Here is a 17683-nt window from a genome sequence, read left to right on the forward strand (position 1 = left end):
CCTTGTTCCTCTATTTCATCGGTCAACGCGCCTTTTTAAAGAACGGCGAAGCCGTTTATCCTTGGTTGCAATATTTGTAATCTCCCTGCTATGATAAGATCACCGTTCGAATAAGACTATTTCGAAAAAGTGACTATGTTCAAATACGAGGTGAGCTTCAATGACCAAGTCCAGAGGCCGTGGTCCTACCATCGCTAAGGATATCAATAGAAGACTGGTCTATCAGTTAATTAAGCAAAAGCGCATCACTTCTCGCGTAGAGGTTGCCAATGAGCTGAAGCTTAATAAAAATACAGTTAATTCCATCGTGGACGAAATGCTCGCCCACGATTTTATAATCGAGCGCGGTCCTCAAGAAACGCAGACCGCTGGGCGGAAGCCAATTATTATTCATTTTAATGCCAGTAAGAAATGGGCGATCGGCATTCAGCTTACATCGACTGTCATTCATTGGACAGTTACTGACTTGCATGCAAAGCCGATTCATTCCTTCTCTGTACCGCTGCAAGCCTGCACTACTGAACATGCCGTGCTTGCCATTGAAGCTGGCGTCCGCGAGCTGCTCCGCACATATCCGATTGACAGCTGCATCGGAATGGGCATCGGCGTTCCTGGCCTTATGAATGCAGAGACAGGCACCATTATCCGCTCCAGCCATCTGAACTGGAACAACATTCCTTTCCTTAAGCTGCTTAGCGACAAAATCTGTTTGCCGATGCAGCTCGACAACAGCGTTAAGCTTGCTTCCTTGGGCGAAGCTTGGCATGGCCTCGGACAAGGTGTTTCCAACTTCGTCTACTGCTATTTTGGCAACGGAGTTGGCTGCAGCATTATGATGAACAATATGATCCTGCGCGGCGACGTCAATGCTGCCGGCGAGCTGGGCCATATTGTGACCGAGCCGGGCGGTGAGCTTTGCGGCTGCGGCAATCGCGGCTGCCTGGAAACGTCCATCAGCCTGCCGGCCATTATGAAGCGCTTAAAGCCATATAGCGTATCCGCTACGCATCAAGCACCGCTTGATGCAATGGAATGGATAGCAGCGGAGCTGAAGCAAGGCAGCTCTCCTGTTGTCGAGAAGCTGGATCAAGTTGGCGAGCAAATCGGACAAGCGTTAAGCTACGTTACCAATCTGCTGAATCCCAAGTTGATTATTTGCGACGGTCCGTTGATGGAAGTGTCTGACTATCTATTTCCGATCATAGAAAAACAACTTAAAGCACGCTCCGTGTCCAGCACGGTTGATAAGCTGCAGCTGGCACGTTCCGAGCTATTCCCGCTTGCAAGCTGCATCGGCGCAGCCGCTAACGTGATTCAAGCATGGGAAGAAGTGCTTATCGCATTCGATTAAGTGATCGGCTGCTTACAAGCCCGCATCAAATACTCGCTTCCCTTGCTTGTATACTTCCTTAATCTTCAATGGAGCATTTTCGTTGCCTGCCCAATCAAATGCAATCAAATCAGCTGGCGCTCCGGGACTAAGTCCCTGCCTGGCATGAAGACCCATAAAGCTTGCCGGAAGGATGGATGCCATATCCCATGCCTGCCTCAAGTCAGCCGTCTCTGTACGTACCAGATGCTCAACACCCCGGCCGAGCATCTGAGCCGAGCCGGCGAGCAAGCGCGCATCCTGTGCCAGATGCAGCCTGCCTTCCTCGGTCAGTACCACCTTGCCTCCGATATGCGTCTCATACTCTCCTGGTTCCAGACCGCTCAAATAAACCGCATCGCTCACTAAAAACAATTGGTTGCCCTTAGCTTTCAGCATCACCTTGAGTACAGCTGTCGGCAGATGAAAACCGTCGGCAATTACAGTTGCAGACAATTTTTCGTTAGCAAGCTGGTCCCAAATATAATTAGGGTGACGGGGCAGCATTTGATGAGCGCCATTGCCCAGATGGGTGCTCAAGCTGGCGCCCGCTTCGACTGCCGCCTCCAGCTGAACGCTACTAGCAGCAGTATGGCCGATAGATACGGCCACTCCCGAACGGACACAGTCGCGAATAAACGCAGGCGCCTCATCCCATTCCGGCGAAAGCGTTATCAGTTTGATCAAGCCTCCAGCCGCTTCCTGCCAGCGCTCGAACATGGCAAAATCCGGCGGTCTGACAAACTGCTTGCTATGAGCGCCGCGCGGGCCATCCTCTGGCGATATAAAAGGCCCTTCCACATGAATGCCTGCAATGCTGGCCGCTGTCAGCGCGTCTTCCCCGCAAGCTTTTGCGATAGAGCGCACCATCTCCTCGATCGTATGCGGAGCATTCGTAATAACCGTCGGATAATAGGTCGTTACGCCTTGTGCCCACAGCTTTCTAGTAACCTCGTGCACAGCTGATGTTTCAATAGGAGGGGTATTGAAATCTATCCCCCAAAATCCGTTAATTTGCAAGTCGACAAAGCCTGGTGCAATAATAGGCATCGCACGATGTTTTTCGGTTGGTTTTACAGCATCTATCATACCATTATTCCATATGATTTGAATGGCTTCGCCTGTTCGATAATCAATTCCTTCAAGCTGCTTCACAGCAGCATCAGCCGCGCAGGCCATCTCAATTGCGCCCCCCTTCATAAGAGTCGGCATCAACATATAACGTACAATTAGAATGAATCCGCAAAATAGTAGCAGGACAAGCGGTTGATATCTCATCATGCAAGGTGCGCGTTACAGCTTCACGCTTAGTTGGACCCGGCACCATACAAAACAGCCGTTTGCCGGCCATCATCGTTGGAATCGTCAGCGTCAAAGCATGCGTTGGCACAGCGTCTACCGCTGGGAAGCAGCCGTCATTGACTTGCTGCTGGCGGCAAGGCAGATCAAGCTCTACCGGCTTAATAACAAATGAATCATTAAAATCTGCTACCGGCGGATCGTTAAACGCGATATGACCGTTCTCGCCAATACCCAGGCAAATTATATCGATAGGCGCTTCAGTAATCAGTTTGCTATAACGCTCGCACTCCTCGTCAACTGTACTGCTGCAATCAATTAAATGCACTTGTCCCGGACGCACCAGCTGGAATAATCGCTCCTGCAAAAATTGACTGAAGCGCTGCGGAGCATCAGCCGGCAAGCCGATATATTCATCCATATGAAATGCCGTCACTCTCGACCAATCGATGCCTTCTGTATGGACTAGCGCATGCAAAAATTCATTTTGCGATGGAGCCGCTGCAAATACCATACGTATGCTGTCCTGCTCTGACAGCAATTGCTTCATATGATTGGCTACATCCGCTGCTGCCGCTTCGCCCATCTGCTGGCGAGTCGCAAATGCCTGTACCTTCAACTGCTCGAATTGCACGTTCAACCCACTCCCTCCAATTAATATAAATATTATACTAATTAATATACATCATCCCTGACAGCACTGCAATCTAAAAAAAAGCAGCTATGCCCTAAATCTGATTGCTTCTTTGTTTTCTGGCATACTCGCTCGGCGTAAAGCCTGTGAACGCTTTGAAGCATTTCAAAAAATAGCTTTTATTATCATAGCCAAGCTTCTCAGCAAGCTCCTCTACCGTGCTTGCCGTTTGGTCAATAAGCTCCTTGGCCTTTTCCATCTTTGTTCTCGTTGTAAACTCTACAAACGTTTCGCCCGTCTCCTTTTTAAAGAGCCTGCTGAAATAGCTCGGATTCAGATGCAAATAATCTGCAACCTCTTCCTGTGTCACTCTTCTGCTGATAGCTCGCATCACATAAAGCTGCGCGTCTGTAATTTCTTTACGCTGATTTTGCATATAGACCTTATCCATAACCGGAAAAGTACTGTTCAGAACTGAAGCAACCATTTCCAGCAGCTGGTCCAGCGATTCGGCATTCAGCACAGACTGATGCAGCACCTCCAGCGTATAATCTGAGCGGAAATGCTGCAGCGATTTAAATTTCAGCTGCAAATCCATCATAATTTTCAAAAACCATTCTCTAACCGTTTTCGGCTCATAAAGCTTGCCCGCTATAAAATCAGCCCAGCAGCTAATAACGGCACCAACGCGGTCCGCAGCTTGCTCGATTGCAATTTGAATAAATTGATTAAGCGCTGTTGCATAGTGAATATATAGATCCTCACTGGAATATTGTGCAGGACGAGTGCAAATCAGCACGCCAGGCTTTGAATAGAAACGCGCCTCCACTGCATGAGCAAGCAGCTGTAAAATGCTTTCTCTGAGCATTATTTCGTCGCCTGCTTCGCCTCCAATTACGAACGAAACATGAATCCGCAAAAACTTAGTAAGCGCCCTTTGAATATTGCCAAGCATTTGCTCCCGCTCATAGACGCCATAATGACGATGCTTCATATAGTCAGCAGGGAAAAGCAATATAACCTTGCCTGACGAATGGCGAAATATAGCAACTTTCTCCGGTCCCTGTGTCAGCTCCTCAATCACATTACCTATCGCGAATGTAAAGTTGTCCGCAGAAACGAACCGTTTCTTAGCCTCCTCGTATCGGTCTATGATGCAAACGACAGGAATATAGGCCGTTCTCGAAAAATCGATACCATTATCTTTAGCCTGCTCGGCAAGCCGTTCAGGAAATAGAGGCGGATGATAAAGCAAAGCGTTCATAAATTTGTCCATCAGCAAATACGCACTTTCGTTTTTCATTTGCTGCAGCCGATTAATACGGCCGCTTTCCTTATCCATTTCCTTAAGCTGTGCGGCAAGCTTCTGAAGCAGCGCGACGACGGACTCTATTTCTATTGTTTCTTTTAAAATATAATCGTCTACCTGCAGCCTCACTGCCTGCTGCGCATAAGAAAATTCATTATGACACGATAATATGGCCACCTTCAGCCGCGGCTGCAGCTCCTTCATTTTTTGAATCAGCTCAAGCCCGTTCATATGCGGCATGCCAATATCGGTAATTAAAATATCAGGCAGCTGCTCCTCTGCGGCAGCCAGAGCCTTCAAGCCATTTTCATAGCAGCCCTGTACCTGCATGCCTAGCGAGCACCAGGGAACTGCCTGCAGCAAATATTCAAGCACAGGAAAATCATCATCTACCAGCATAATGTTAAGCATGCTATTCACCACGCCTTAAAGGTATTTTCAAAGTAATTATCGTCCCTAAGCCTAGTTTGCTTTCAATTACATATTGAAAATCTTCGCCATATATTAGCTTTAACCGCTCAAATACATTTTTGAGGCCTATGCCTGACAGCCCTTTATGAACCTCTTCCTTTTTTGCAGCCGCTTGCTTATCCGAAGCCAGCCTGTCAAGAAGCTGACTCAGCTCCTCCCCGTTCATGCCGCGGCCTGTATCGCTTATTTGAACATGCAAGCAGCCATTCTCATTATGGGCCGTAATTGAAATAAGCCCTGAATGATCCTGAAGTCCATGTATAAGCGAGTTTTCAATAATCGGCTGTATAACGAAACGCGGCACTTCGATCAGCGCTGTCTCTGGCAATATATCGATATGAATCTCGTTCGAATCATTCGTTCTGAAATTCATCAGCTTAAAATAATGTACTACCGTTTCTACTTCCTCATGAAGTGTAACGAATTCATTGTTACGGTTAATCGTCATGCGCAGCAAGGAGGACAACGAGCTGATTAAAGCCGCATTTTTATCATCGCCGCCCAGCTTGATCTTCAGCCGGATCGAATTAAGCACATTAAATAAAAAATGCGGATTGATTTGCGCCTGCAGCATTTCCAGCTCCGCCTTGCGTTTGCCTGCCTGCTCCAGCGTAACCTGATGAATCATCTCCTCGATCCTATCGAGCATTTGATCAAAGGACTGCCCCAACTGGCCAATCTCATCACTTGCTTGCATACGGGTGCGATACTGCAAATTGCCTGACTCTACCTTCGATACGGCACGGCTCAGCTTAAAGATCGGCTTAGTAAATTGTCTGACCAACGTAACGAGAATGAGCAAAAACAGAATAAAGAACAGCGCCTGCACAATAACATTCGTACTTTGCACTGCGTTGATCTGCGACAGCGCCTCCTGGTAGGGCACCATGCTCACCAATCTCCAGTCCGATATCGATAGCTTACGGTCAAGCAACAGAAATTTTTCACGGCCTACCTTAATAATGCTGGAGCTTGATTGCTCATCTATTTCATCAAAGTGAGAAAATGGCTGTCCAATTTGGCTTGCATCCATATGAGAAAGTATCGTGCCGTTAGAATCCAGCAGCATAAACTCATGATTGGATTTATTTTTAGGAAATATATGGCTGATTTGTTCTTCGCTCAAGCTGACGATCAAATATCCATCCGGCTTTGAGGAGAAGCTTTTGATCGTTTGGGCAATCGTAATATAATAACGGCCTTCCTCGCGGTCATCCTCCAAATAGGCAGGATGCGTGCCAATCCAGTAGTTGTAAGAAGAATGGATATCATTTAAATGCTTAAACCAGGGCTCATGCACGATCTGTGCAGCATCATAAAGCAGGTTCGTATAATTCGTGTAGGTCGTTCCGTTATTTAAAACGATTGAAATATGCGTTCTTTCTCCAGGGAAAGAAACATTGTTCAGCTTTTCGGTAATTTTTTTGGTGTTAAAATAATCGACAACAAACTGCGCTTTGCTGTCGTCTATATCGGCTTTTGATTTTTGCCTGACAATGGATTGAATCTCACTATCGAACTGGACAAAGTTAGTGACATACAGCATTTTATTAACCATATTTTCAATATAGCGGTCAATTACTTCTAGCGAACCTAGCGCATTATCAATCGCTTGGCGCTGAATGACGCTCTTAGTATTGGCACTGGATACGATAAGGGTAATAACAGCAGGCAGCATAAGACATAGGATCGAGGATAGGATAAGCTTCTGGCGCAGTGAGACACGACGCATCGATGAATTCTGCTTCATAAGTTTGACCTCTTTGTTGTTGATTTAAAGGCGAAACGGCTCCGCCGTCCTTTTGGAAAGGCACGTCTACCGATGATACAGGAAACAAAACCCCCAGACTCATGAAGTCAGGGGCACAAATAATGCCTAGCATGCAGCCGCTTCGTAACACATATCCTACAATCAACTGTCAAAATTGCGTTAACGGTTGCCAGCGAGGCTATTTCGATGTTCTTGACCAAATTAATATTATAACGGTTGTCATGGGCGCTATTGCACCATTTATTGAGCAAAATCAGTGCTTTTTGGGAAATTAAGCGCAATAGCGACCGTTAGAAAATTTGAGCTGTCATTTTTGCACAAATAGCGTTTGTGGCAACCCTTAGAAGTTCATCATTGCTCGGTTTACTCTGCGGCGAAGCAAGCCAACTCGATGGGCAATCGCATTGCGAACGTTGAGTTATAACAGAAGGAGAGTGCACATCTGCTCACTCCCCTGCCTCGATCGTCTATTCTATTTTATTGAGCTGTTGCTATTTATTATTAGCTACTACCTTTTCAATTTGCTCCTTGGCTTTAGCTAATGATTCCTCTACATTTTGCTCGCCCAAAAGCATAAGCTCGAATTGCTCCATATATGCTTTGTTGATTTCTTCCGTATAAGCAACCGGAATATCTCTTGTAGTTGCCTTTGAAGCATTGAGCGTGTACAGCAGCGACTCTTTATCTACCTTAGAAGGATCCTTGGAAGCTTGGATGAGAACGTCAATCGCAGCAGCCGTATCTTCCTTCTTCCAGGATGACAAATACTTTTTCATCATTGGAAGTCCTTCAGTCGTGAAGAAGCGCAGGAATTTATACGTTTCTTCCTTATGCTTGGAAGTCGAGACAACACCGACAAAATTGGAGCTCATAGCGGTATAGCCATCAGGATCTTCCTTGCTGTTTTTAGGCATTGGAGCGAAAACGGTTTCAAAGTTAGCAGTAAATTCATTCGTACCGCCTGCTTCTCCGATCATCCAGGAGCCGATCGGCAGCATGCTCGCTTGCCCGTTAAAGTATAGAGGACGATAGGAAAGTTTTTGTGAAATAATTTCCGGATACGGTGTTACCGATTTGTCTACATGCTCCGCTTGATAGCGGATTTCAAGCGATTTCTTAACGCCGGGATGATCCACGTTAACGGTGTGGTCAGCCAGCACCAAATCGCCTTGAGTAGGCTGATTCCATAATCCTAACACAAAATAATCGATCCAGGTATGGAAGTAGGTCCCATATCGCTTGTTCGGGCCATCCCCTTTGGTCATAGCCTTCGCATAAGCTAAATATTCATCCCAAGTCCAATCTTTTGGTACCTCTAGCTTAGCTTCATCCAAATGCTCTTTGTTCAAAATCACAAACCACTGGCTGAAGGAGCCTGGCAAACCATAATATTTACCTTCAATCGCTGTATCAATCTTGTATTCATCGTTATACACAAGACCTTCTGCTTTCATTAATTCATCAAGAGGCTCGAGCAAGCCATTAGCTGCACGCTGCGAATAGCTGCGGGCATCCGGCAGCAGAATCGCATCAAGCTGCTCATTGGACGCTGCCAGCAAATCGATCTTCTTTACGTTGTCAGCAGCGCTTGCTTCATTTAAAGGTACAAACTCAACTAAAATGCCAGGGTTCAATTCTTGAAACTTGTCGATGATAGGCGCTAGATCCTCTTGCTTGAATGAAATACCATCGGCATGAAACTTAATCTTTACCTGCTTGCCATCTGAACTTCCATTTCCAGTCGAAGCTTGCCCTTTCGGACTTTCACTTGGGCTAGGCGTGCCGCCTCCGCCGGAGGAGCAGGCTGCCAGCATGACAATCGCCATAATCAAGCATACGGTAGATATCCATCTTTTCTTACTCAATGTATTTCCCCCTAAAATAGAATGTAACCGCTTTACATACAGCCTATCAAGAAAACGCTCCTATGAAAGTCAACTTATTTGACTTGTTCTGAATTTTTTTGACTACTCAGCCTTTTACTCCGCCGAGCGACAAACCCTCGATAACATGCTTCTGTCCGATTATAAAAATAATAAGCAGCGGCACAATAGCAATTACAGAGCCGGCCATAATAAGAGAATAAAATTCTCCGTAGGCATCAGCAAATTTGCGAATTCCGACCTGCAAGGTCAGCAGATTTTCCGATCGCAGAAAAATAAGCGGGTTTTGGTAGTCATTCCAAGTCCATATAAAGCGAAGAATACCGTACGTCGCGATCGCCGGCCTGACCAGCGGGATAGCGACAATGGCAAATATGCGGAAATGTCCCGCTCCGTCTATTTTAGCAGCCTCTACATACTCTTTATTGATTCCCATAAAAAATTGCCGCAGCAGGAACGTCCCCAGCACACTGAAGCAGTTCAGCACAACGAGGCCAAGATGTGTATCAAATAATTGCAGCTCGCGGAATATAATAAATTGCGGCACAAGAATCGCCTGATTCGGTATCATATACGTAGCAAGTACAATCATAAACGCGATGTTGCTTCCTTTAAACTCAATTTTTGCAAAAGCATAAGCTGCCATACATGAGAATAGTACAGAAACGAACGTAGTTGCAAGCGTCACTTTAATTGAATTCCAATAGTATAAGTATAATGGATATTGTCCGAGCCATACCTCTTTGTAGTTTTCAATTGCCCTCCAGTTAGTCGGAATCCATTCGATCGGATACTTGAACACATCAGCCTCAGGCTTCAAGGAGGTAGATACCATCCACAGGAAGGGAAGCAGAAAGATCAAGCCTAACCCAAAAAGCAGTATGGTGGCTGCTAGCTTGCTCATTTGCAATTTGCCAGTTTCCATAGTTGACCTCCTCCCTAGTAGTTCACCCATTTGCGCTGGCTAAACCATTGAATAATTGTAATGATAAAAATCGTCAGAAACAGGACAAGCGCCATCGTCGAGGCGTAGCTCATCTTCAGATGAATGAACGCCGTTTCATAAAGCTGGAACACGACAACCGATGTAGAATTTGCAGGCCCGCCCTTCGTAAGCACTTGAATAATATCAAACACCTTAAACGTGCCGATAATGCCTGTAATCAATAAGAAAAAAGTAGTGGACGAAAGCATCGGCAGCGTAATGCTGAAAAATTTCTGCCTTTGTTTCGCGCCGTCAATCTCTGCAGCTTCATACAATTCTTGAGGTATAGCCTGCAAACCGGCAATGTAAATGATTAAGTTATAGCCAATCGCAACCCACACCATAATCATCATGACTGATGGCAGCGCATAATGTACATCAGCCAGCCATTTGGGCGGACTGTCCATGCCCAGCGATGCCAGCACATTGTTGACCGGCCCATAGGACGGATGGAACAGCACCTGCCAAACCATAGCGACAGCAACAAGACTGGAGATGTATGGCATAAAATAAATAACTTTGAACATGTCTTTAAAATAAACATGCTTATTAATAATGACAGCAAGCAAGAGAGAAATAATTAAAGTTGCTGGAACGACCAGCATAAGAATCGCATTGTTAGTCAGTGATTTCCAGAACAGATCATCAGCCAGCAAACGCTCAAAATTCCGCAAGCCTACAAATTCTATGCGTTTAAAGCCATGCAGGAAGTTCCATTCCGTAAAGCTGAGAAATAAGGAAATGATGATTGGCAGCAGCGTCAATAAGGTTACGCCGATCAGCATGGGAGATATAAAGAAATAGCCATATAAATTTTCAACCAGTTTCGTTTTGCTGAACCGTTTGCGTTTGTTAACTGCAAGCGCAGTTTGTTGTGGTTGTAACGGATTACTCATTTAGCTCGTTCACCTCGCACTCTTTATTCAAGACGACTTAATGCGCCCCTTGCGCCAGCATGCGGTCCAAAAAGCGGTATGCCAGGCTGCGCATCTCATCGGGAAAATCATGTGCCGACGTGCCGATATACGACTGAAACAGACTTCCAGCGCCCAGATAATCATAAAGCTGGTGCAGCTGTTCCGCAGCCTCTCCAATCGTCTGCCAGTGCGGCATATATTGATCCTGCTGGGCGATCCAAAAAAATAATGGGGCCGGAGCCGCCAAAGCCGCAATTTCGTGAAAGTCAAAATCGATCAGCCCTTCGCCCCTTAGCTCAGTCAGCTGCGGCAGATGCGAAAACCAGTCTCTTTTTCCCCAGCGATTAGGGTCTGGATCTCCTTGGAAGGTAGACAAGCCGCAGCTGACCGCCGCAGCTTTAATTCTTGTATCCATTCCAGCCAGGAAATAAGCATTATAGCCGCCAAGCGAGTGACCAATAGCTCCAATTCTGTCCGCATCCACCTCAGCCAGGCTGCTTAGCAAATCGACGCCGTACAAATGATCGACAAGCATTTTGCCTACTGCGGACCAGGTTGGATACTGCCTGTCGAATGAAGCGGTATGAAAAAACTCCTCGCCGTTCGCTTTGCGCTCGCCCGCAGTAATCGTATCCGGCGCCAATACTGCGTAACCTCGCTCAGCTAGCTCCAACGCATACCTTCTGCCTTCTCTTCCACTTCGGAGCGCAATATCATCCTTGCCTGAATTCGCCGTCGGATGCAGCGCTATAATAGCAGGAAAGCCATTTGGCGGCATAGCAGTATGAGGGATTAGCATATAGGCAGTTACTTGATCGCCATATGCCGTGCTGTAACGAATATGATGGCGTGTATGGCCAGCCTCCTCCGCAGTTGCCAGCCGTTCATAAGAAACAAGTTCCCGCTCCGGCAGGCCGCCCATTACATGCAGCCATCTTTGCTTGATTTCGGCTCTTTTGTGAGCCCATTCTTCCTGGCTCTGCAAACCTTCTATTAGGGAACGCAGTCCCACTTGCTTCTCGTCGGATACTTCCATGTTTACTCCCCCCTCACACTGCAACGCTCGCATATACGTCTACTTTTTATAATAGGAAGCAACCTTTGCAATACCGGCAATCATATCCTCGATGTCCTGCTCTGTAAAAAATTCATTTACTTGAAGACGCACAGCCGTTTGCAAAATGCTCTCAGCGTTTGGACATAACCCGCGCCCGTAAGTAATGCCTGTAAGGTCGAACGGAAAATGCGAGCCAGGATATGCTGTTCTGTTCTGGAATAGAGGCTGCATATATACAACGTCAGGAATATAGCCTGCCATATTCGGAATTCCTTCGGCTTCCAGCGCTGCGCAAAACTCGGCGCGCGTACAGGTCAATTGTTCAATATCGAGCCTGAGCATATAAAACCAGTACGTGCAATCATTGCCCGGTTCTACCTTATGCACCTGGATTCCCGGCAAGTTTTCAATGCCTGAAGTAATATGGTCTCCATAGCGTTGACGCTGTCCGCAAATATGCTCCAGCTTCTTCAATTGGGCAATGCCTACTGCGCCCTGCAGCTCTGTCATGCGATAGTTTGGAGCAAGCGCATGCAAATCACGCTGCACGCTGCTGCCGAAGCGCTGATAATTTTTGTCGGCAAAGGCATGTGTAACATGGTAATCGGCTTCCTCTCCCGAGTTCACCGTTACTACGCCGCCGTCGCCAGTTGATATATGCTTGAAGTCGTTAGTGCTGAAGCAGCCATAATCGCCGATCGTTCCGACAAGTCTTCCTTTATAGCGGGTCAAATAGCTTTGTGCGCAATCCTCGATCACTTTAAGGTTATGCTTGCGCGCAATCGCCATAATCGCATCCATATCCGCAGCATTTCCTGCAAGGTGAACGACGACAATCGCTTTCGTGCGAGGCGTAATTTTTGCTTCAATAGATGCCGGGGCCATATTGTAGGTGTGCGGATCGAGATCAGCAAACACTGGAATTGCATTTTGATATAAAATGCCGACGAGCGTCCCTTGATCCGTAATCGGGCTTGTAATCACCTCATCGCCTACCGTTATGCCTGCAGCGCCTAATGCAACATGAATCGATGCCGTTCCGGAAGAAGTAGCCACACTGTAGCGCACGCCATACAGCTCATTGAAATCTTTCAGAAACTGCTTCACCTTTGCTCCAAAGTGATAGAACAGCGTATTTTGATTCAACGCCTCTACCAGCTCGGTTACTTCTTCGAATCCAAACCGTTTGCCTGTTCCGAATGGGGTTGTTTTTACTTTGCTGCCGCCATTAATAGCTAATTTTTCATTTGTGTTAATCATTTTGTCCGCCTCCCATTTTTGAGTAAAAAACGATAAACGACTTTGCTGTCCTTTGGACAGGCATATTGACCGACGAAATAAATGCGTCAGAAACCTTTCTGGACATGCTTAAAATGAATACTGGCTCTTTTATATAAACACTTGCTGCACACATGGGATACCGTACAAATAGGACATATCCGCTTGCTTTTCCGAGGCAGGTACCCATACGATAACCGGCTGCTTGACGGAGCTGCACTCAAGCTGCACCTCTCCGCTGTTATTTAGGCCTGTAATGCGAACTTTTCGTCTCTTGCGCTGCCAGTCATTCACCTGCTGAGACGTCCAGAAGCTATAACCGCGCTCCCTTGCCTTCTCTACTAGCTCGCCGATCGCTCTGCGCACAGGCTCCTTCTCATGAATATGAATTTGATGGAATAGGAAATGGGCAACCCCGCCCACCTTCGCGATCTGCTCCAGCAGCGGCTCAACAATCGATGTATCTGACAAGGCCGGATGATTCATATCCTGAGTAACAAAACCAATTTCAAGCACATCGTACAAACGATTTTGCTCATCGAACCAGCTTATCGGAAAGTAAGGCTGACAAGTGCCAAATAGAAATCCTACATTGCCCCGTTTCGTAGGCCCTCTTGTTTGATCGACCGCTATGCCGTTATCCTCGCACCATTTAAACAGCTCTCCCCAGCCTTCGTATCTCGTATAGTGATTTTTATTCGATACAATCGGATTAACACCGGTCGCCGCACGAACCCATTCCAGCTGCTGCTTGAAGGCGTCAGCACCCCACACGCCATCCTCTTTCTCTAACGCGTTGTAGTGTAAAGCAAGCTCATGGCCCTCCTCCAGCACGCGAGTATAAATAGCCGGGCTGTACCCTGGCTCGATCATGCACCAGGTGGACGGCACATTCAGCTTTTGCAGCACATCGAGTGTCGTTTTCGCCGTTTCATCTATGTTAAAATCGCTATCGAACGAAATAAGTGCTACTTGCTCTGTACCTTCTGGCCATTGTCCGACGAAAGGAAGCGTCAGCCCGCGGTCTAACGCGCATCTGATCAGATGCGATACTAGCAGCTGTCTCCAGTAATCGGCATATGGATATGCAAAATACGGCATGCCAGTATCTGTATGCTTGCGGTCCAATTGCCAGTCCAGTTCTATACCGTCATCAGCCTTCAAAATATTTTCATTAATTGCAGCCGTTCCATCCGGTGCAGGAATACCATCAGCCAGCACTGGCTTGGTTCCTAGCTGCAGCTGGGCTACGGTTGTTGGAATATCAACTGCCCAGCGATGGATGGCACCGCTGCCAGCTTGCCATTGCTGCAGAAGCGCTCCAACTTCTACAGCATCTGGTGATATACGGTGCAGCGAGCCATAAGCGGCAGCGCATTGTTCGGTATGCCACGCCTCAGCCCGCAAATAACGAAGCGGAACTGGCGCAAGCTCGTATTCTGGCAGCAGCGCGTAGCCTGTCTCTGCTGGCGTACGTTTATGAACGCCGAGCCGCTCTGCAAGCGCCTGCAAGCCACCGTATGAGATCAAAACACCGCCGCTGTCTGCATAGCTCCAAAGTCGCCCCGCCGTCTCCTCATCCTCTGCCGTGACAGAGGCTATCACTATATCGGCATCGCATGTATCCAGCCCGCTTATTTCTGTAATGGTGCGGAACGGAATACCTGCATGCGCAAGTATTTCTTCTATATAAAGCTCGAATACATTCAGCCCATATTTATGGCGCTTCTTTTTTGATTCAGAGTCGATTAGCACGACTACACTAGCCATTTTCAACGCAAGCACCTTCTTCTGTTGGTAAGTACAGTCATTGTAGCAAACCGCAGAAAACGCCATAAGAAACTGCGTTGACCGATTTAAAAATATTTTTACTTCTCCTCTAAATTTCTTCTGCAACGGATGGACTCTCGTGCGCTATTTACCGTGAATTATAAAAACGCCAAATTTCTTAAAACTAAGTACAGGAAATCAGGCCGTTGAAAAACGCTAACGGAACTTGGGAGGGTGTCGATTAATTGTGGGCAACGATGGATAAGCAATGAGAAGGGGGAACGGAGAGCAAGAATGGGAATGGAGAAGCGGCAGCGGCAGCCTTTGTAGGCCGATTTTATCCTTTACAGGGGTTATTTCATCAAAATAATTGGACTGCAACAGCGGTTGGAATCCCAATCTTGATCGCAGTGGCACCTCTTTCTATTGCTTGTTGCTATATCCAATTAATCGACAGTCTCCTTGGGCACGCTATTGTACGGAAATCAGCTTATTCTAAAATCTAAAGGAACTGAGAAACCTTATTTACTCAAAATCACTACTAAGCGGAGAAAAGATCACCTATAGCGCTCCACAGTTCCGTTACAGTTTTAAAACACCTTTTTTTTGCTAAATAGAGCCTCTCAGTTCCGTTACAATTCTAAACAGATGGCATTACGACTTTTGCTCGGTTATTTAGGCTTCCCGCTTACTGCTTAGGTCTGTTATCCCGGCTATTAAGCTGCTGCGGAGCTTTTTCAACACGCTGAGGAAATACAGTTAGCTTGAGCGCGTGAGTGCTTGTTTCAAAAAAGTTAGTTTTAGCGTATGAACCAAACGTTTAAAAATAAAAAAACTGCTGGTCCTGCCTTAAAGGCAGGAAACAGCAGTTTCCATTGCAATATTATAGTGTTTACATAGCATTGGCTAAAAATTATGCCCAAGACGGCTGTACCTTCAATACAGCAACATCCTTATCCCGCTTGGCATAGACGGCATCAGCTTTATCCTCGACCATTTCTTCCGCCGCCTGAACAACGTCGGCAGTTGGAATCGAAGCAGCAGCTTCAGCACTTTCTGCAACAGGTTCTGTTTCCACGCGGAAAATATCGGCGCCTAGAGCAGCCAGCTTGCCTGTAATATCCACATAACCGCGATCTACATGGTGCAGGCCAGTTACTTCTGTTTCACCATCAGCACGCAGCCCGGCACAAATAAGCGCAGCTCCAGCACGCAGGTCTGTAGCGCATACTTTGGCGCCAATAAGCGGAACCCCGCCAGTTACAACGGCTGAACGTCCCTCCACTTTAATTTGCGCGTTCATTTTGTTGAATTCTTCAACATGCATGAAGCGATTTTCAAACACAGTTTCCGTAACGACGCTTGTTCCTTCAGATGCAAGCAGCAGCGCCATCATTTGCGACTGCATATCAGTAGGGAAGCCTGGATGCGGCAGCGTTTTGACATCTACCGATTTAAGCTTTCTGCCAGCGCGCACACGAAGACCATTGTCGCTTTCTTCGATATCAACGCCCATCTCCTGCAGCTTTGAAATCACTGGAGTAAGATGATCAGCAATCGCTCCCTCAACAAATACATCGCCGCCTGTAATGGCAGCAGCAATCATATAAGTGCCTGCTTCAACACGGTCCGGAATGACATTATGCTTGGCGCCATGCATACGGTCGACGCCTTCAATGCGGATCATACCTGTTCCAGCGCCGCGAACCTTGCCGCCCATTGCATTAATATAATTCGCAAGATCGACAATCTCCGGCTCTTTAGCAGCATTTTCAATAATGGTCGTGCCCTCTGCCAAAGCAGCCGCCATCATAATATTTTCGGTTGCGCCTACGCTTGCTACGTCCAAGTAAATTTTGGCGCCTTTAAGACGATTAGCCGCTTTGGCTTCGATAAAGCCCTGTCCAAGTGTAATCTCAGCGCCCATCGCCTCAAAGCCCTTCAAATGCTGGTCGATAGGACGCGTTCCTATTGCGCAGCCTCCAGGCAATGATATGCGCACCCTGCCTATTCGGGCAAGCAGCGGTCCCATAACAAGAAAGGATGCCCGCATTTTGCGAACCAGCTCATAAGGCGCTTCATAGGCATGAATAATTGGCACGGAAATCCGCATCGTTTCATTATTGAAAGAAATTTGTGCTCCTAAGCTTTCAAGCACATTCTGAATCGTCATAACGTCGTCGAGAAGGGGTACGTCATGGATGACGCTGTCACCTTCCGTCGCTAATAATGAGGCAGCTAGTATGGGCAAGACTGCATTTTTTGCTCCGCTGACGCGGACTGTCCCTTGTAGTCGCTGACCTCCGCGGACGATAATTTTAGTCATCTTTCTGTTCCCTCCGCGAGTAGCATTTTATTCTGCCATCCTGTTCCAGAGAAGCTGTTTCCATTATATTGCAGGAATCCGTTCTATGTAGCTGGACGTGCATACTAAGAACCTTATCTCAGGTTCGATTGCTAATCAACTTAAATAATCCTAATTTAAACCTAAATTCCATTTTAGCATTCAGTTACACTAATCGACAAGCTCATTTTATTTGCACATTATGCCTTTCGACCAAAACGGAGTTGATCTTTAAATATTCGACTAATTTCAGCAAATTTTAAAAGCTAGGTAGTTCCATTGTTGACAACTTTCGCTATAGTTATTCCACCAAGCTTTTTAGCATGACAGTGTAATCCCAATACTGCAAAAAAAACTGTGCTAGCAAATGGCCTATAATGACGGCGACTACAACTTGGAACATTCTGGATTTGGCTCCGCGCGGAAAACGAAACAGTCGATCCCACTTTACATCCTGCAACAACACCCAGACGAGGATAATACAAAGCAGGGTTACAACGATTGCAAATAATCCAGCGACTCCAACACTCATAACTGCTCCTTCTTTCCATATATGTCCATACGATGCATTATAGCGCAATGAATAACAGATATAT

The 17683-nt window shown here is 46.7% G+C and carries 13 protein-coding genes; 1 reads left to right on the plus strand and 12 read right to left on the minus strand.

Features of this window, described 5'->3' with window-relative positions; translation table 11 throughout:
* The first annotated feature begins 160 nt into the window (after positions 1-160).
* Positions 161-1351, plus strand: coding sequence for an ROK family protein (locus V1L65_RS03825; protein WP_331697741.1), 1191 nt, complete (start codon positions 161-163; stop codon positions 1349-1351).
* Between the two features lie 12 nt (positions 1352-1363).
* Here V1L65_RS03825 and V1L65_RS03830 read toward each other — a convergent pair whose 3' ends face one another.
* The 12 genes from V1L65_RS03830 to V1L65_RS03885 form a co-directional block, all read right to left on the minus strand.
* Positions 1364-2587, minus strand: a complete 1224-nt coding sequence (locus V1L65_RS03830) for an N-acetylglucosamine-6-phosphate deacetylase (protein WP_331697742.1) — start codon at positions 2585-2587, stop codon at positions 1364-1366.
* Complete coding sequence (locus V1L65_RS03835; protein WP_331697856.1) at positions 2550-3254, minus strand: glucosamine-6-phosphate deaminase; 705 nt, start codon at positions 3252-3254, stop codon at positions 2550-2552. The genes V1L65_RS03830 and V1L65_RS03835 overlap by 38 nt, the downstream gene beginning before the upstream one ends.
* A gap of 142 nt (positions 3255-3396) precedes the next feature.
* Positions 3397-5022 (minus strand): response regulator transcription factor, encoded by a 1626-nt coding sequence (locus V1L65_RS03840; RefSeq protein ID WP_331697743.1) that lies wholly within the window; start codon positions 5020-5022, stop codon positions 3397-3399.
* A gap of 1 nt (position 5023) precedes the next feature.
* Complete coding sequence (locus tag V1L65_RS03845; protein ID WP_331697744.1) at positions 5024-6832, minus strand: sensor histidine kinase; 1809 nt, start codon at positions 6830-6832, stop codon at positions 5024-5026.
* 512 nt (positions 6833-7344) lie between these two features.
* Positions 7345-8718, minus strand: coding sequence for an extracellular solute-binding protein (locus V1L65_RS03850; RefSeq protein ID WP_331697745.1), 1374 nt, complete (start codon positions 8716-8718; stop codon positions 7345-7347).
* Positions 8719-8824: 106 nt separating this feature from the next.
* Positions 8825-9661, minus strand: a complete 837-nt coding sequence (locus V1L65_RS03855) for a carbohydrate ABC transporter permease (protein ID WP_331697746.1) — start codon at positions 9659-9661, stop codon at positions 8825-8827.
* Positions 9662-9675: 14 nt separating this feature from the next.
* Positions 9676-10617: a carbohydrate ABC transporter permease gene (locus tag V1L65_RS03860; protein ID WP_331697747.1), complete on the minus strand. Its 942-nt coding sequence runs from the start codon at positions 10615-10617 to the stop codon at positions 9676-9678.
* Between the two features lie 37 nt (positions 10618-10654).
* Entirely contained in the window at positions 10655-11674 is a 1020-nt protein-coding gene (locus tag V1L65_RS03865; protein ID WP_331697748.1) for a dienelactone hydrolase family protein, read from the minus strand.
* Positions 11675-11713: 39 nt separating this feature from the next.
* Positions 11714-12955: a DegT/DnrJ/EryC1/StrS family aminotransferase gene (locus tag V1L65_RS03870; protein WP_331697749.1), complete on the minus strand. Its 1242-nt coding sequence runs from the start codon at positions 12953-12955 to the stop codon at positions 11714-11716.
* 129 nt (positions 12956-13084) lie between these two features.
* Positions 13085-14869: a polysaccharide deacetylase family protein gene (locus V1L65_RS03875; protein WP_331697750.1), complete on the minus strand. Its 1785-nt coding sequence runs from the start codon at positions 14867-14869 to the stop codon at positions 13085-13087.
* 787 nt (positions 14870-15656) lie between these two features.
* On the minus strand, positions 15657-17069 hold the full coding sequence (gene murA / locus V1L65_RS03880) for a UDP-N-acetylglucosamine 1-carboxyvinyltransferase (RefSeq protein ID WP_331697751.1): 1413 nt from the start codon (positions 17067-17069) through the stop codon (positions 15657-15659).
* Between the two features lie 319 nt (positions 17070-17388).
* Positions 17389-17619: a DUF1146 domain-containing protein gene (locus V1L65_RS03885; protein WP_331697752.1), complete on the minus strand. Its 231-nt coding sequence runs from the start codon at positions 17617-17619 to the stop codon at positions 17389-17391.
* Positions 17620-17683: the final 64 nt, after the last annotated feature.

The organism is Paenibacillus sp. IITD108 (genome assembly GCF_036541265.1).
Taxonomy (GTDB): Bacteria; Bacillota; Bacilli; order Paenibacillales; family Paenibacillaceae; genus Pristimantibacillus.

What these genes read in the sequence shown, in the direction of transcription:
- V1L65_RS03825 (WP_331697741.1), top strand. Translation starts at nt 161, where the DNA reads ATGACCAAGTCCAGAGGCCGTGGTCCTACCATCGCTAAGGATATCAAT.
- V1L65_RS03830 (WP_331697742.1), bottom strand. Translation starts at nt 2,587, where the DNA reads ATGTTGATGCCGACTCTTATGAAGGGGGGCGCAATTGAGATGGCCTGC.
- V1L65_RS03835 (WP_331697856.1), bottom strand. Translation starts at nt 3,254, where the DNA reads ATGGGCGAAGCGGCAGCAGCGGATGTAGCCAATCATATGAAGCAATTG.
- V1L65_RS03840 (WP_331697743.1), bottom strand. Translation starts at nt 5,022, where the DNA reads ATGCTTAACATTATGCTGGTAGATGATGATTTTCCTGTGCTTGAATAT.
- V1L65_RS03845 (WP_331697744.1), bottom strand. Translation starts at nt 6,832, where the DNA reads ATGAAGCAGAATTCATCGATGCGTCGTGTCTCACTGCGCCAGAAGCTT.
- V1L65_RS03855 (WP_331697746.1), bottom strand. Translation starts at nt 9,661, where the DNA reads ATGGAAACTGGCAAATTGCAAATGAGCAAGCTAGCAGCCACCATACTG.
- V1L65_RS03860 (WP_331697747.1), bottom strand. Translation starts at nt 10,617, where the DNA reads ATGAGTAATCCGTTACAACCACAACAAACTGCGCTTGCAGTTAACAAA.
- V1L65_RS03865 (WP_331697748.1), bottom strand. Translation starts at nt 11,674, where the DNA reads ATGGAAGTATCCGACGAGAAGCAAGTGGGACTGCGTTCCCTAATAGAA.
- V1L65_RS03870 (WP_331697749.1), bottom strand. Translation starts at nt 12,955, where the DNA reads ATGATTAACACAAATGAAAAATTAGCTATTAATGGCGGCAGCAAAGTA.
- murA (WP_331697751.1), bottom strand. Translation starts at nt 17,069, where the DNA reads ATGACTAAAATTATCGTCCGCGGAGGTCAGCGACTACAAGGGACAGTC.
- V1L65_RS03885 (WP_331697752.1), bottom strand. Translation starts at nt 17,619, where the DNA reads ATGAGTGTTGGAGTCGCTGGATTATTTGCAATCGTTGTAACCCTGCTT.